The organism is Amnibacterium sp., from assembly GCF_051956055.1.
Lineage (GTDB): Bacteria > Actinomycetota > Actinomycetes > Actinomycetales > Microbacteriaceae > Amnibacterium.
On sequence record NZ_JBQCGC010000004.1, the window covers coordinates 1 to 15,272 of the forward strand.

15 protein-coding genes and 1 pseudogene are annotated in these 15,272 nt (G+C 73.4%); 12 read left to right on the top strand and 4 right to left on the bottom strand.

The features are described from left to right. The 10 genes and pseudogenes from ACTHLI_RS00655 to ACTHLI_RS00700 all read left to right on the top strand — a co-directional run. Positions 1 to 405, top strand: a pseudogene (locus ACTHLI_RS00655) (hypothetical protein); the annotation flags it as partial. Positions 406 to 502: 97 nt separating this feature from the next. Further along, a complete protein-coding gene (gene tsf / locus ACTHLI_RS00660) occupies positions 503 to 1,330 on the top strand; it encodes a translation elongation factor Ts (RefSeq protein ID WP_440180740.1) in 828 nt (275 codons plus the stop codon). 150 nt (positions 1,331 to 1,480) lie between these two features. Further along, positions 1,481 to 2,557, top strand: a complete 1,077-nt coding sequence (locus tag ACTHLI_RS00665; RefSeq protein ID WP_440180742.1) for a phage baseplate protein — start codon at positions 1,481 to 1,483, stop codon at positions 2,555 to 2,557. Between the two features lie 75 nt (positions 2,558 to 2,632). Further along, positions 2,633 to 3,331: a UMP kinase gene (pyrH, locus tag ACTHLI_RS00670; protein WP_440180744.1), complete on the top strand. Its 699-nt coding sequence runs from the start codon at positions 2,633 to 2,635 to the stop codon at positions 3,329 to 3,331. Between the two features lie 41 nt (positions 3,332 to 3,372). Further along, the gene (gene frr / locus ACTHLI_RS00675; protein ID WP_440180746.1) at positions 3,373 to 3,927 is read left to right on the top strand and encodes a ribosome recycling factor; all 555 of its coding nucleotides are present in this window, start codon (positions 3,373 to 3,375) and stop codon (positions 3,925 to 3,927) included. Between the two features lie 3 nt (positions 3,928 to 3,930). Further along, positions 3,931 to 4,953, top strand: coding sequence for a phosphatidate cytidylyltransferase (locus ACTHLI_RS00680; protein ID WP_440180748.1), 1,023 nt, complete (start codon positions 3,931 to 3,933; stop codon positions 4,951 to 4,953). Positions 4,954 to 4,969: 16 nt separating this feature from the next. Further along, entirely contained in the window at positions 4,970 to 5,512 is a 543-nt protein-coding gene (locus tag ACTHLI_RS00685; RefSeq protein ID WP_440180750.1) for a DivIVA domain-containing protein, read from the top strand. Positions 5,513 to 5,568: 56 nt separating this feature from the next. Continuing rightward, positions 5,569 to 6,240, top strand: coding sequence for a lytic transglycosylase domain-containing protein (locus ACTHLI_RS00690; RefSeq protein WP_440180752.1), 672 nt, complete (start codon positions 5,569 to 5,571; stop codon positions 6,238 to 6,240). An 85-nt stretch (positions 6,241 to 6,325) separates the two neighbouring features. Beyond that, positions 6,326 to 6,532, top strand: a complete 207-nt coding sequence (locus ACTHLI_RS00695) for a hypothetical protein (protein WP_440180754.1) — start codon at positions 6,326 to 6,328, stop codon at positions 6,530 to 6,532. After that, the gene (locus ACTHLI_RS00700) at positions 6,529 to 7,269 is read left to right on the top strand and encodes an alpha/beta hydrolase (RefSeq protein ID WP_440180755.1); all 741 of its coding nucleotides are present in this window, start codon (positions 6,529 to 6,531) and stop codon (positions 7,267 to 7,269) included. Before ACTHLI_RS00695 ends, ACTHLI_RS00700 begins: the two co-directional genes overlap by 4 nt. 64 nt (positions 7,270 to 7,333) lie before the next feature. Here ACTHLI_RS00700 and ACTHLI_RS00705 read toward each other — a convergent pair whose 3' ends face one another. Then, positions 7,334 to 8,413, bottom strand: a complete 1,080-nt coding sequence (locus ACTHLI_RS00705) for an AI-2E family transporter (RefSeq protein ID WP_440180757.1) — start codon at positions 8,411 to 8,413, stop codon at positions 7,334 to 7,336. A 7-nt stretch (positions 8,414 to 8,420) separates the two neighbouring features. After that, the gene (locus ACTHLI_RS00710; protein WP_440180759.1) at positions 8,421 to 9,842 is read right to left on the bottom strand and encodes a DivIVA domain-containing protein; all 1,422 of its coding nucleotides are present in this window, start codon (positions 9,840 to 9,842) and stop codon (positions 8,421 to 8,423) included. A gap of 239 nt (positions 9,843 to 10,081) precedes the next feature. On the opposite strand from ACTHLI_RS00710, the gene ACTHLI_RS00715 reads away from it, so the two are divergent. Both ACTHLI_RS00715 and ACTHLI_RS00720 read left to right on the top strand, forming a co-directional pair. Then, positions 10,082 to 11,806, top strand: coding sequence for a hypothetical protein (locus ACTHLI_RS00715; protein ID WP_440180761.1), 1,725 nt, complete (start codon positions 10,082 to 10,084; stop codon positions 11,804 to 11,806). Positions 11,807 to 11,811: 5 nt separating this feature from the next. Further along, positions 11,812 to 12,774, top strand: a complete 963-nt coding sequence (locus tag ACTHLI_RS00720; RefSeq protein ID WP_440180762.1) for a tetratricopeptide repeat protein — start codon at positions 11,812 to 11,814, stop codon at positions 12,772 to 12,774. 6 nt (positions 12,775 to 12,780) lie between these two features. Here the strand turns inward: ACTHLI_RS00720 and ACTHLI_RS00725 are convergent, their stop codons facing one another. Together ACTHLI_RS00725 and ACTHLI_RS00730 are read right to left on the bottom strand one after the other, a co-directional pair. Continuing rightward, on the bottom strand, positions 12,781 to 13,416 hold the full coding sequence (locus tag ACTHLI_RS00725; RefSeq protein WP_440180763.1) for an arsenate reductase/protein-tyrosine-phosphatase family protein: 636 nt from the start codon (positions 13,414 to 13,416) through the stop codon (positions 12,781 to 12,783). Positions 13,417 to 13,459: 43 nt separating this feature from the next. Then, on the bottom strand, positions 13,460 to 14,929 hold the full coding sequence (locus ACTHLI_RS00730; protein ID WP_440180764.1) for a sugar transferase: 1,470 nt from the start codon (positions 14,927 to 14,929) through the stop codon (positions 13,460 to 13,462). Positions 14,930 to 15,272 lie beyond the last annotated feature (343 nt).

Sequence of the window (15,272 nt, forward strand, 5' to 3'; positions counted from 1 at the left end):
GCCGAGCCGCTCGCCGCGTGGGAGCAGGAGCTGCTCCAGGCGACCGAGAACCCGGAGGCGCTGTCCCTCCAGGTCGAGCAGGTCGACGACCGCGTGACCGGGCAGACGGCCGACACGCAGGACCGCATCGACACGGTCGTCGCCGACCAGGCGGACGCGTCCGCCGGGGTCGCCCCGGCCACCGCGGACGTCGCCCCGGCGGAGCCCGTCGAGGAGAACGACGCGGACGCGCAGGCGGAAGCGGACCTGGCCGCGCAGGCGGTCGACGGCCTCGAGGCGCAGCACGCGCCGGAGACCGAGGAGCAGGTCGAGGCCGAGGAGCTCGCGAAGTCGACGCCGGCCGAGCGCCGCCCGAAGAAGGTCACCGACCCCGCCGCGACCGAGGACCCCGAGCCCTCGGCCTGAGCCGGACCAGCCCAGCCGGCGGCCGCCCCCAGCGAGATCCCTCGCCGGGGGCGGCCGACGGCCGTTCGAGAACCGAACCCATCGAAAGGAGTCAGCCATGGCTGCATTCACCGCCGCTGACGTGAAGACCCTGCGTGACCGCCTCGGCGCGGGCATGCTCGACAGCAAGAACGCGCTGGTCGAGGCCGACGGCGACATCGAGAAGGCGATCGAGATCCTCCGGGTCAAGGGCCTGAAGGGCGTCGAGAAGCGCTCCGGCCGCGCCACGACCGCGGGTCTCGTCACCGCGATCGCCGGTGACGGCGCCGCGACGCTGATCGAGCTCGCGAGCGAGACCGACTTCGTCGCCAAGAACGACCGCTTCACCTCCCTCGCCGCCGAGGTCCTCGGCGCGGTGGCCGCCGCGGGTGCGGTCGACGTCGTCTCCGGCAACGCCGCGGCGCTGAACGGCACCACCGTCGAGGCGTACATCAACGACGAGGCCGCGCTGCTCGGCGAGAAGGTCGAGCTCCGCCAGGTGCGGCGGGTCGAGGGCGCCGAGTTCGCGATCTACCTGCACAAGACGAGCAAGGACCTGCCTCCGCAGGTCGGCGTCGTGCTCGGCTACACCGGCACGGACGCGGAGACGGCCCGGTCGGTCGCGCAGCACATCGCGGTGTACGACCCCAAGTACGCGACCCGCGAGGACGTGCCGGCCGAGACGGTCGAGCACGAGCGCCAGGTCCTGACCGAGACGACCCGCAACGAGGGCAAGCCCGAGGCGGCCCTGCCGAAGATCGTCGAGGGCAAGCTGACCGGCTTCTTCAAGGAGGTCGTGCTCGTCGACCAGCCGTACGCACGCGACAGCAAGGTCGCGACCGGCAAGGTGCTGAAGGACGCGGGCCTCGAGGTCTCCGGCTTCGCCCGCCTGAAGGTCGGCGCGTAGCCCCAGCGCCCACGAACGCCCCCGCGACCGCACTGTCGCGGGGGCGTTCGCCGTCCGGGCGCGGGCGACGGAACCGGAGCTCGCCGGGCGCGGGTCCGCGGCGAACGCGCTCCGCCCCCGTAGCGTTGCGGTTCCGGGTCGGGGGTGGGCATGGTCGGGGTCTCGCGACGCCTGCTGCTCGCAGGCGGCACGGTCGCGCTCGGCACCGCCGCGGCGGCAGCGGCGGCGGCGAGCGCGGCGGCGCTCACCCGCAGCCCGGTTCCCGCGCCGATCCCGGTGCCGACGGTGGCGCCCTCGCGGTCCCCGGAGCCGCTCCCCGCCGTCCGGTTCGGCGACCCGGTGCCGATCGCCTCCATCGTGCCGAAGACCTCCGGCACCGTCATGCAGCAGGTGGAGTGCACCCCCGCAGGCGAGCTGTTCATGACCCAGTCCCTGACCGGCTCCGGGCCGTCGCTGTACACCACGGTCGTCTCCCGCTGCGCCGTCGTCCCGTCGGATCCGACCCCGGAGCTCGACTCGATGACGATCCTCGACGGCGGCCACGGACTCGGGCTGCACATCCAGCCCCGGGACGACGGCGGTCACGACGTCTGGCTGAGCCTGCAGGGCCCGGTCACACAGGACGCTCCGGACGGCGGCCGCCTCGCCCGGTTCGCCTACACGCCGGGTGTGTACGCGATCGAGGCGATCCCGGGTGGGGTGACCTACCTGCCGCGCTTCCCGAACCAGCAGGGGCTCTACCAGGAGTCCGTCTACAACTTCGACTGGGCCGGCGGCGTCGCGGTCGAGCGGATGTACGACTTCTCCACGGGGCGTCAGGAGCAGTACACCCTCCGGCGCATCGACGACCTCGTGGCCGGCGTCGACCGGCCCATCGGCCGGATGATGGTGCCGGTCGATCCGCCGACGATGCAGGGGTTCACCACCGTGGGCGGGAGCCTGTTCCGCTGGGTGGGGCTCAGCAACAGCGGCTCGGGTGCTCCGGTCGCAGCGGACCCGATGGCCCTCGAGCAGTTCGACTGGGGCACGGGCGCGCTCGTCGCGAGCACGCCGTTCCCGACGCTCGGGCAGGACGCGTCAGGAGCGTGGCGCGACGGGGCGTACGAGCCGGAGGGGTGCTCGGTGCTCCGGAGCGCCGACGGGAGCGTCTCGCTCGTGGTGGGCGTCGCGGTCGGCGCCGCAGGCGACCACGCGTGGCCCGTGTACCGGCTCCCGCTCCTCGCCTGACCCCGGAAGGCACGGCCCCCTCGACGGGGCGGAGCGGGGGTCCGATAGCCTCATGGGCGGTCGAAGGGGGAGCGGATGCGACGCGTCGTGCTGAAGCTGTCGGGTGAGGCGCTCGGAGGGGGCACCTTCGGGGTCGCCCCCGACGTGGTGAAGTCCATCGCGGAGCAGGTCGCGTCGGCGTCCGAGGAGGCGCAGGTCGCGGTCGTCGTCGGCGGCGGCAACTTCTTCCGCGGTGCCGAGCTGAGTCAGGCGGGCATGGACCGCACGCGTGCCGACTACATGGGCATGCTCGGGACGGTGATGAACGCCCTCGCGCTGCAGGACTTCCTCGAGCAGACCGGGGTGCAGACCCGGGTGCAGTCGGCGATCTCGATGACGCAGGTCGCGGAGCCGTACATCCCGCGCCGCGCCATCCGGCATCTCGAGAAGGGGCGGATCGTCATCTTCGGCGCCGGCGCCGGCCTCCCGTTCTTCTCCACCGACACCGTCGCGGCGCAGCGCGCGCTCGAGATCCACGCTGACGAGGTGCTCGTCGCGAAGAACGGCGTCGACGGCGTCTACTCGGCTGATCCGCGGACGGATCCGGACGCGGTCAAGCTCGACGCCGTCACCTACTCGGACGCGCTCCGTCGCGGACTCAAGGTCGTGGACTCCACGGCATTCAGCCTGTGCATGGACAACGGCATGGCGATGCGCGTGTTCGGCATCGAGGGCGACGACTCCATCGCCGAGGCGATCAGGGGAGCGCAGGTCGGGACGGTCGTCACAGCCTGATCTCGGTAGGCTTCCGGGGTTCGTCAACGAGAGGGGTCGCAGTGATCGCCGACGTGCTGCAGGAGGCGGGCGACCGCATGACCAAGGCGGTCGAGGTGGCCAAGGACGACTTCAACACCGTCCGCACCGGCCGCGCGAACCCCGCGCTGTTCCAGCGCATCCCCGTGGACTACTACGGCACGCCCACGCCGCTCGGGCAGCTCGCGAGCCTCCAGGCGCCGGAGGCGCGGATGCTCGTCATCACCCCGTACGACAAGAGCGCGCTGAAGGAGATCGAGAAGGCCATCGCCACGGCCCCGAACCTCGGCGCGACGCCGTCCAACGACGGCACCATCATCCGGGTGGTGATGCCGGAGCTGACCCAGGACCGGCGCCGCGAGTTCGTCAAGATCGTCCGGGACAAGGGTGAGAACGCGAAGGTCTCGGTCCGGAACATCCGTCGTAAGGCGAAGGACGACCTGGACGCGCTCACCGGCGAGGTCGGCGACGACGAGATCGCCCGCGGCGAGAAGGAGCTGGAAGCGCTGACGAAGCGGCACGTCGAGCAGATCGACGAGGCGCTGAAGCGCAAAGAGGCTGAGCTGCTCGAGGTCTGAGTCGTGTCGGACGGTGGATCGCAGGACGAGCGCCCGCGGCGGCCGAGGAACACCGCCGAGCTGCAGGATCAGATCCGCTCGACCCGGGGGGACATCCGGGATCAGGTCCGCCACACGCGGGCCCAGTTCGACGAGGCGAACGCGCGCCTGACGGCGAGGTCGGGACGCAACCTCGTCGGGGCGATCGGGCTCGGCGTCGTGCTCGGCGGTGTGGTCATCGTCAGCCTCGTGGTCTGGAAGCCGCTGTTCGTGCTCGTCGCGATGGCGCTCGTCGGGTTCGGCACCTCGGAGCTGGCGGTGGCGGTCAGGACCGCCGGCATCCGCGTGCCGCGGGTGGGCGCGGCGGTCGCGGGCCTGATCGCGATCGTCGCGACCTTCGTCTCCGTGCAGCCCGCCCCGAACCAGGTCGCCGAGCTCGGCGTCCCGGTGGTCCCGCTCGTCCCGGGCGGCTGGCTGGCCGCGATCGTCTTCGCGGTCGCCGCCGCGGTGGTCTGGCGGCTCGTCGAGCAGCTCGTCTCGCCGGTGCCCGGGCGGGCGCTCGGCCGGGACGTGATGGTCACGACGTTCGTGCAGCTCTACGTCACCGGCCTCGGGAGCGCCGCCGTGGTGCTGCTGTCCCAGGTGGGCGGGCAGTGGTGGACGCTGTCCTTCCTCGCGGTGGTCGTGGCGAGCGACGTCTTCGCCTACGCGACGGGCCTGCGGTTCGGGCGGCATCCGATGGCACCGCGGATCAGTCCGAAGAAGACGTGGGAGGGCCTCGCGGGCGCCGCGATCGCGACGATCGTCATCGCCACCGCGCTGACCCCCTGGCTGCTGGACCGGCCGCTCTGGTTCGGTCCGATGTTCGGCGCCGTGATCCTCGTCACGGGGACGCTCGGCGACCTGGGCGAGTCGATGATCAAGCGCGACATCGGGGTCAAGGACATGTCCTCCTGGCTGCCGGGCCACGGCGGCATCCTGGATCGACTCGATTCCGTCCTTCCTTCCGCTTCCGCGGCGCTGCTCCTCTTCTTCGCGACCTCCTGAGTGCATCATGGCCGCCATGCCGTCGACCTTCCCTCGTGAACGAAGCCGTCGCCTCGGGTACGACCCGCAGGAGGTCGACCGCTTCATCGCGGCGGCGCGCGCGGAGTTCGACCGGCGCGAGGGCTCGCTGCGTGCGGCGCACATCCGCCAGACCGCGTTCACGATGCGCCGGGGCGGCTACGTCACCGCGGCGGTCGACGCGGCGCTCGAGCGGCTCGAGGACGCCTTCGCGGTCCGCGAGCGGGAGAGCGCGATCCGCGGCGGCCAGGAGCGCGCCTACTACGCGAGCACCAGGCAGCTCGCGAAGGAGATCATCGGCCGGCTCGAGCGGCCGGACGGCAAGCGCTTCGCCCGGGTGGGCTTCTCGCGCATCGGGTACTCCGTCTCGGAGGTCGACGCCTTCGCCAGGGAGGCGCGGGCGTACTTCGAGGACGGCTCCCACGTGCCGGTGGAGCGGGTCCGCTCGATCGCGTTCCGGCCCAAGCGCGGCGGCTACAACGAAGCGCAGGTCGACCTCGTCATCGACGGTCTGGTCGAGACGATGCTCGCCGTCCGATGAGGGCGGTGGACGCGTCCCTGGGCCTCGGACGGGCCCTCGGGTAGGGTTGGCGGATCGTGGCACGCCATACCCCTGACGTTTCGACCACGGCGCCGGCGATCCAGCCCGTCCGCCGTCGGTCGCGCGGTCGTTTCGTCCTCGGCCTCTTCGCGATCGTCGCGAGCGCGGGGATCGCGCTCGTGACGGTCACCGACCCCTACGCCGGGGCCCGGGCAGACCCGTTCTACCAGCAGCCCGTCCTCGTGAAGGCCTCCGGCATCCAGCGGTACAAGATCGCGGGCGGGTACGTCGACATCAACATCGACCGCGACTCGTTCAAGGTCGTCAACGCGCCCCAGCAGGCGCCCATCACGGTGACCTCGTCGTCCTCCGGTTCACGCAGCAGCAGCGGCGGCAGCAGCGCGCCGGCGCCCAGCTACACGACGCCTATCGGCACCGCCCAGACGTTCGCCGCGAGGGCCGTCGCGGGCCGCGGCTGGGCGCCGAGCGAGTTCAGCTGCCTGGTGAACCTCTGGAACCGGGAGTCCGGCTGGAGCACCCATGCGGCGAACCCGAGCGGGGCGTACGGGATCCCGCAGGCCCTGCCGGGCAGCAAGATGGCGACGGCCGGCCCGGACTGGCAGAACAACTACCAGACGCAGATCACCTGGGGTCTCGGCTACATCTCCGGTTCGTACGGCAGCCCGTGCGGCGCGTGGGCGCACTCGAACGCCTACGGCTGGTACTGATCGCGCCGTGCCGCGTCGCAACAGCCCACGTGGGTCCGCTCGCGGGGAGGAGCCGCCGCCCCTGCGGGCGGGCGGCGGGTCGCGGGTGGAGGTGCGCGGCGGCCGGGAGTGGCACGTGCAGCCGATCGCGGCGGCGCAGGCGCTGAAGCCCTACCGGTGCCCCGGGTGCGGTGGCGTCGTGGAGGAGGGGGTCGCGCACGTGGTGGTCTGGCGGGCCGACGGCGTGCTCGGGGATCAGGCCGACCTCGACGCCAGGCGGCACTGGCACGCCCACTGCTGGCGGGTCGCATGAGCGACGGGCTGGAGGAGATCCGTAGCGGCGCCGAGCTCGTCGCCGTGCGGGAGGACGTCGCCTTCGACACCGCCGACGGGCTCACGCTCGTGGGCGAGCTCGCGGTCCCGGCCGGGCGGCCGCCGGCGGCGACGCTCGTCACGCTGCACCCGCTGCCGACCCACGGCGGCTTCATGGACTCCCACGTGCTGCGGAAGGCCGCAGCGCGCCTGCCCGCGCTCGCGGACCTCGCCGTGCTCCGCTTCAACACCCGCGGCACCTCGAGCCCGCGTGGCACGAGCGAGGGCGAGTACGACGGCGGGGTGGCCGAGCGCTACGACGTCGCGGCCGCGGTGGCGTTCGCGGTCGGGCGCGGACTGCCGCGGCCGTGGCTGGTCGGCTGGTCGTTCGGCACCGAGCTGGCGCTCAAGTACGGGCTCGACGTGCCCGTCGAGGGCGCCGTCCTCCTGTCGCCGCCGCTGCACAGGACCTCGGAGGCGGAGCTGGCGCGCTGGCACGGCTCCGGGCGCCGCCTGGTCGTGCTGGTGCCCGAGCTCGACGACTACCTCCGGCCCGCCGAGGCGCGCGAGCGGTTCGCGGTCGTGCCGGAGGCGGAGCTGATCGCGGTGGACGGGGCGAAGCACCTGTGGGTGGGGGAGCCCCAGGTGCGCCGGGTGCTGGACGAGATCGTCCGCGTCGTGCACCCCGAGTCGTCCCCGCTGCCGACCGAGGTGCCCACGGCGCTCGTCCAGCGCTGAGTCCCCTTCGTCGTTCAGGAGATTCGCTTGCGACGCGGCCGTTTCTCCTGAACGACGAAGGGGGCTACGCCTCCGCCTGCCGCGGGACGATCACCTGGTCGATGATCAGGAGCACCGCGGCCGCGACCGGGATCGCGATGAGCGCGCCCAGCACGCCGAGCAGGGTGCCGCCCACGAGTGCGGCGATGACCACGATCACGCCGGGCACCTTCACCGCGCGGTTCATGATGTTCGGGCTCAGGATGTACGCCTCCACCTGCATGTAGGCGACGTAGTAGATGGCGACCCACAGCCAGACGGGCAGCCCCGAGCTGGGCCACATGGAGTCGCCGGTGGACAGCACGAGGACGACCTGGCCGAGCACGATCAGCACGGCGGCCGAGACGGTGCCCACGAGCGGGATCAGGCTGCCGAGGAACGCGATGAACGCGAACACCGCCGGCAGCTGGGCGCCGATGACGGTCAGGAAGATGAAGCTCAGCACGCCGTTGATGAGCGCGAGGCCGACCTGGCCGATCACGTAGCGCCCGACGGACTGGAAGATCTGCTCCGCGATCGCCGCGAAGCGCGCCCGGCGCGACATCGGCACGAGCCGGTAGAGCGCGCCCTTGAAGGCGTGCATCGAGGCGGTGAAGTAGAGAGTGAGGATGATGACGATCACCGCGCCGCCGAGGCCGCCGAGCAGACCGACCCCGACCGAGAGCACGCCGCCGGTGATCGGGCCGGCGTTGGACTGGAGGTACTTCACGCCCTGGTTGATCAGCCCCTGCACGTCGATCGACGGACCGACCGCGTCCTGCACCTGCTTCACGAAGTCGTTCCAGCCGCGGTACTGGCTCGCGAACTGCGCGATGCCCTTCACGAGGCTGCCGACCTGGTTGACGATGACGGGCACCACGAGGAACGCGATCGCGACGACCACGCCGAGCACGACGATCACCGCGATCAGCATCGCGAGCCAGCGGGGGAGCCGCAGCCGTTCGAGCTGACTGACCAGCGGATCGAGGCCGAGGGCCAGGAACACGGCGGCGAGGACGTAGGTCAGGATCGTCGCGAGCTGCAGCACGGAGGCGCCGATCGCGAGCGCGAGCAGCACGCCGAGCGTGCCGATGAGTCCCGTCCTGAACGGGTTCTGGAGCTTCATCCGCGCGTCAGGATTCGACGTCGGCGGTCTGCGCCGACCCGAGCGCCCCGCGCAGGGACTCGAAGTAGTGCGCGATGCCGTCGCGCTCCTCCCGCAGCTCGGCGAGGCGCTCCTCGGCGTCCCGGACGAGCCGCGCCGACCGCTGCTCCGCCTCCGTGACGATCGCGTGCGCGGCGTCCCTCGCGTTCGCGACGAGCTCGGCGGCCTCCGTCTGCGCGGCCTCACGGGCACGCCGGCCGTCGACCTCGATCTGCATCTGCAGCGCGTCCGCCTCGAGGCGCTTGTCCGCCGACCGGCGGACGGCGTCCGCCAGCTGCGCGTTCGCGTCGTCGAGGTACCGCTGGGTCGACGCGACCGCGTCCTGGTGCCGCGCCAGGTAGTCCTGCTCCGCCTCGTCGCGCCGCGCCTTCAGCTCGACGTCGAGGTCGAGCCGCGCCTGCTCGATCTCCTGCTCGGCCGCGTCCCGCAGCGCCGCGAGCTCCGCGGCGAGCGCGTTCCTCGTGGCCTCGTACTCGCGCTGCTGCGCGCGCCGCATCGAGTCGAGCTCGTCGAGCAGCTCGGCCCGCGCCTCCTCCGCCTCCCGCGTGAACGCCAGCCGGGTCGTCTCGGCCTCGCGGGCCACGTCGGCCCTCGCGAGCTCCGCCTTGCGCGAGAGGTCCGCGTGCGCGCGCTCGATCTCGAGCTGCAGCTCGGCCCTGGCGCGCTCGATCTCCGCGGCGGCCTCCTCGCGCGCGGCGCCGAGCTCGCGGTCCAGCTCGGCCCTGGCGAACTCGGTCTCGCGGGTGAGCCGCTGCGCGTCCTCCTTGGCCGACGCGGTCTCGCGCTCGACGACGACCCGGAGCTCCGCGGCCTCCCGCTCGGCGGCGGTGCGGATGGCTGCGGCCTCGCGCTTCGCCGTGCCCCGGAGCTCGGCCGCCTCCGTCGCGACCGCACCGCGGATCGCTGCGGCCTCGCGGGTCGCGTCCTGGATGGTCGTCTCGGCGTGCAGCTCGGCGCGCTCGACCAGCTGGTCGGCCTCGGCCCCGGCGGAGGCGAGCATCGCCTCGGACTGCTCCTTCGCGTCGCCGAGCAGCCGCTCGGCGAGGTCCGCCGCTTCGACCCGGAGGCGGTCGACGTCCGCCTGGGTGGAGGCGCGGAGCCGCTCCGCGTCGATGTCCGCCTGCGCGATCACCCTGGTCGACTGGTCCTCGGCGAGCCGGAGCAGGCTCTCCAGCCGGTGGCCGAGCCCGGAGTAGGTGGGGCTGCCGACCTCCTCGAGCTCGCTGTCGAGCTCGTCGACGCGCTGGGTGAGCCGCTTGACCTCGCGCTGGGCCTCGCCGAGCGCGGAGTTCGCCTTGATCAGCTCGCGGCGGAGCTCCTGCATCGCACGGTCGACCTCGTCGCGGTTGTACCCGCGCATCGCCGTGGTGAAGCCGGACTCGTCGGACACGTGTCGCTCCTCGTCAGCCGATTGTTCGTCGCTGACGGCGACACGCCGCGCGACGGGATCGAGTGTAGGTGCGGGCGTTGCGCCGCGCCCGCCGACATGCGACCCCCGGACGGTGCCGGAGGTTATGCTGACCCGCGTTCTGGGGAGGTGCACCGCGCGCGCCGGCCGGGACCGCCGGCCCCGATGGGGGCGGACCCGCCCCATTGTCGCCGATCCCGCCCGGGACGAGAGGAGACGGTGTGCGCTTCGCGATCGCGTTGGTGACGCTGCTCATCGCCGGTGTGCTCGTCGCCGCCGGGGTCGCCCAGCGGACCGTGCTGAAGCCCGCCGACCACATCACCGCGACGGCCGCCGTGCCGACCGGCGTGCACTACGTGGTGGTCCCGGGCTCGGTGCTCCGGTCGCACCCCGGCCAGCAGAGCCTCCACCTCTCCGGCAGCGCCGTCGCCTTCGCCGCCTACGGGCGCACCTCCGACGTGACCGCCTGGCTCTCCGGGCAGCGGTACGCGCAGCTGAACGTCGACGCGGCCGGAGCGCTCGGACGCCCGGCGGTCCGCACCGCCCCCGTCGTCGCCGGGCTCACGGGCGGCACGCCGGATCCGAACGGCGCCGACCTCTGGATCGACCAGCGGCGCGCGCAGGGGTCGCTCGACTGGACCGTCGACGTGCCGTCGACCATGTCGGTCATCATCGCCTCGACGGGCGCGGCGCCCGCCCCCTCGGACATCCGGCTCACCTGGCCGGTGCGCACCAGCACGCCGCTCGCCGTCCCGCTGATCATCGCCGGCGGCGCCCTGGCCGTGCTCGGGCTGCTCCTCTACCTGTGGGCCCTCATCCACGTGCGCCGGCAGCGCGGGCCCCGCCGGAAGCCTCCTGCCAAGATGCCGAAGCGCCCGCAGCCGCCGAAGTACCGCCCCCAGCGGCCCGCCTCCGCGCCGCCCGCGCCGGGCCGGGGGCGCCGCAGCGTCCGGCAGCGCGTCGCCATCGGGTCGGGCGCGACCGCGGCCGTCCTCGCGGGCGCGTTGCTCGTGCCCGCGCAGGCCACGGCGGCGCCCGCGCCGACCGGCGCCTCGCTGACGGAGGCCCAGGCGACGAGGATCGTCGCGGCGGCCGCGACCGCTGCGGCCTCGGCCGACAAGTCGCTCAAGGCCGGCGAGCTCCTGAACCGCTTCACCGGCGCGGCACTCGACCTCCGCAAGGCCGCGTACACGATCCGGGCGAAGGACAAGTCCTGGCCGCTGCCGGCGTCGATCCCGACCTCGGGCGCCGTCATGAAGCTGCTGGAGCCGGAGGCCACGACCAAGTGGCCGCGCACGCTCTTCGCGACCGTCGCGCAGGGGAACTCGCAGAAGGTCGCGCCGGTCTCGGTGGCGATGATCCAGAACGACCCGCGGTCGGACTACAAGGTCCAGTACGCCGTGCGCCTGGTGAGCGGGGCGACGACGCCCGACCTGCCGTCCGCCCTCGAGGGCGCGAAGCGGCTCGACCCGGCCACGCCGGTGCTGGAGACCCCGCCGGGGCAGCTCGCCCAGGCCTACGGCTCGGTGCTGATCGACAGCGCCAGCAGCGCCGCGACCGACTTCGCGACGAAGCAGGACCCGCTGCTGCAGCAGGTCGGCCAGGCGGGGAAGGCGAAGATCGCGAAGAAGGCCGCGAACGCCAGTATCTCCTACAAGGACCTCGCGGTCGACCCGTCGGCGGTGATCGCGCTCTCCACCGCCGACGCCGGCGCGCTGGTGGCCGTGCAGCTCGACGAGCAGCAGACGGTCAAGCCGAAGAAGAGCGGGGTGACCCTCTCCTCGAGCGGCGGGACGAAGATCCTCTCGAAGACCGGCTCCTCGACGAAGGGCTTCCAGGCGGTCTACGGCTACCAGCTGCTCTTCTCGGTGCCGTCCGCCGGCTCCAAGGAGCCGATCGTGCTGCTCGGCTACGATCAGGGGCTGGTTTCCGCGAAGGAGTTGTGACGAGAGTGCCCGCTGTTCCCGCCCCGCCGCCAGGGGGTCTCCGCGGAGCGATCGACCTCGCGCCGCTCGTCGCCAGGCAGACCCAGCAGGCGCAGCAGGCCGTCCGCGCCCAGGCCGCGCCCGCAGGGGACGCGCCCGCAGGCGACCCGGGCGTCGTCGTGGAGATCGGCGACGCCGAGTTCCCGCGGGTCGTCGAGCTCTCCCGCACCGTGCCGGTCGTCGTGGCCCTCGTCGCCACCTGGAGCACCCCCTCCCAGGAGCTGGTGGCCTCGCTCCGCCGGGTCGTCGAGGCGGCGGCCGGCCGCCTCGTGCTCGCGATCGTCGACTCGGACGCGAACCCGCAGGTCGTCCAGGCGTTCCAGGCGCAGTCCATCCCGACGGTCGTCGCCGTCATCGCAGGGAGCCCGGTCCCGCTCTTCGCGGGCGTGCTGCCGGAGGACCGGATGGCGCCCCTGTTCGAGCAGGTGCTCGAGCTCGCCGCCCAGAACGGTGTGACGGGTACGGTCCCCGGCGTCGGTGCCGAGGACGGGGGCGCGCCCGAACCGGAGCCCGAGCCCCGGCCGCCGCTGCACCAGGAGGCCTACGCCGCCATCGACCGGCAGGACTACGCCGAGGCGGCGCGGCTGTTCCGCACCGCGATCGCGCAGGATCCCCGCGATGCCGCGGCGGTCGCGGCGCTCGCCCAGGTGGAGCTCCTCGACCGGCTCCGCACCCTGCCGGACGACGCCCGGGCCGCCGCCGCCGCCTCGCCGAAGGACGTGGCCGCCGCGCTCGCGGTCGCCGATCTCGACATCGCCGGCGGCCACGTCGACGACGCGTTCGACCGGCTGCTGGACGTCTTCGCGGCCGCCTCAGGCGACGACCGCACGACCATCCGGACGCGGCTGCTGGACTACTTCGCCCTCACCGGCCCCGACGACCCCAGGGTCGCGGCCGCGCGCCGGCGACTGGCGATGCTGCTCTACTGATCCGTCTCACGCGGTGCGGCTCGTCGCCGCTGAGGGTCGGCCGCCCGTGATCCTGGCGACGTCGCCGGTCAGGGTGCGCACGACGTCCTCGACGACCGCGGCCACCGACTCGTACACGTCGAGGCTGTAGGCGTACGGGTCGAACAGGTCCCAGCCGCTCTCCTCCGCGGGAGGAGGCACCACCCGCCTCCTGGCGGCGACGACGCGCGTCACCTGCCGCAGCTTCGCCTCGAACCGCTCCCCGTGACCCACGGGTGCGCGGCGCCGACCGCCGACCGCGTCGTGGAGCAGCACGGCGAACTCGACGAGCGAGAACGCGCGGGAGCGGACGTCGGGGTACTGCAGCACGAGCTGCGCCAGCTGCGCGCGGGTCATCGTCAGCAGGAGATCGGCGGATCCGGCGACGGCCCCGGTCATCGGCTCGGCGCGGTGGTCGTCGACCGCCAGGCCTCTGCGCCCTGCGACCGTCTCGAGGTGCGGGGACGGCGGCGTGCCCGCGACCGCGGTCACGCCCGCGGTCCGCAGCTCGACCCCGCCCGCGGACTTCAGCCACAGCCGGTCGAGCTCGCGGCGCAGCAGCGCCTGCGCGAGCACGGTGCGCCCGACGTCGCCGGAGCCGACGAGCACGATCACGAACGGCATCGGCGAGCTCGCCTCCCGAGGCGCGGACTCCCCGTCCCGGCCGTCAGTACGCCCCGGACGAGTTGACCACGGCACGCACGGTGCGCCAGAGGATCTGCAGGTCCTGCGTCATCGACCAGTTCTCGACGTAGTACAGGTCGAGGCGGATGCCGTCGGCCCAGTCGAGGTCCGACCGGCCGCTGACCTGCCACAGGCCGGACAGGCCGGGCGTGACCGCGAGGCGGCGCAGCTCGCGCCGGTCGTACTCGGACACCTCCGAGGGCAGGGCCGGCCGGGGACCGACGAGGCTCATGTCGCCGCGCAGCACGTTGACGAGCTGGGGCAGCTCGTCGAGCGAGTAGCGGCGCAGGACCTTGCCGACCCGGGTGATCCGCGGGTCGTCCGCCATCTTGAACAGGCCCTTGCCCTGGTCCGCGCCGAGCTCCGCGCGACGGGCGTCCGCGTCCGCGCTCATCGAGCGGAACTTGAGGATTGAGAACGGCTCGCCGTTCCGGCCGATGCGCTCCTGGCGGTAGATGACGCCGCCGGGGCTGTCCCGGTGCACGAGCACGGCGATCACCGCGAGCACGGGGGCCAGGATCACCAGCGCGGCCGCCGACGCCACGATGTCGAACAGGCGCTTCATCGCGCGACCGATGCCGGCCTGGTGCGGGGTCTCGACGTGGATGAGCGGCAGACCGGCTGCGGGCCGGAGGTGGATGCGCGAGCCGCCGACGTCCGTGAGGCTCGGCGCCACGACGAGGTGCTGCCGGGGCTCCAGGTGCCACGCGAGGTCGCGGATCCGATCGGCGGGCAGGTGGTCGCTGCTCGTCGCCATCACCGTGTCCGCCTCGAGGGTGCGGAGCGCGGCGGGCACGTCGTCCACGTCGCCGACGATGCGCAGGTCGGCGATCGTGCCCTCCTTCGGGCCGTCGGTGAGGGCGACGCCGACGACGCGGTAGCCGTGAGCCGGCTGCTTGGCGAGATCGAGGGCGGTCCGCACGACCGTGTCCGTCGACCCGACCAGAACGACGCGGTGCGAATCGAGGCCGGCGGCACGTCGGCGGATCAGGTGCTTGCGCCATCCCCAGCGCGAGGCGAGCAGCAGCGCGGTGCCGCCCGGCACGACGGCGCCCGCCCAGACGCGGGACAGGTCGACGCCCAGGAAGAACCCCGCGACGATCGTGATGACGAGCGTCGCCACGCCCGCGCGGATGATCCGCCGGTACTCGGTGGTGCCGGCGCCGATCTCGTCCTCGTCGCGCGAGTCGACGACCGCGAGCGCGGCGAGCCACAGGACGCCGAGCGCGACCGACACGACCGGGTAGGGCAGCGTCGCCGAGTAGGCGGCGTGATGCGCGAGCGGCTGCTGCCACGCGCCGAAGAGCGCGAGGTGGGCCACGAGGACGGTACCGACCACGATGACGGTGTCGGTGGCTGCGAGCTGCAGCGCGAGGCGCTGCGACCACCGCAGCGCGGCTGCGGGTCGGGTGTGGGCCGCAGCGGACTGGAGGGTGACGGGGGAGGCGGTCATGGTCCTCATGGGGGTCGGACCGGGACCGGCGGCGTTCGGGCGCACGTCGGACCGGCGGAGGCGTGGGGACGCCTCCGAATTCGGCGGCAGCACCGGTTCGCCGGGTGAGCGGACGGTCTGCCGAGGGGGTGACCCCGACGCTATTACCGAGCGCGAGCCACGACAAGACGTGTCCTCAGAAATGCGGACCCCAGAATGGGGGCCGCGCTGCCCCGAGACGCCCGCGAGCGCGCGTGAAGACCCGCGTGGCGTGGGCGTGCCCCCCGGCGCGGGGGGGCCCCCCACCCGCGCCGGGGCAGGCCCCCGCGGGGGCCCGGCGGCCCGGCGCCGCCGCCGGGGGCCC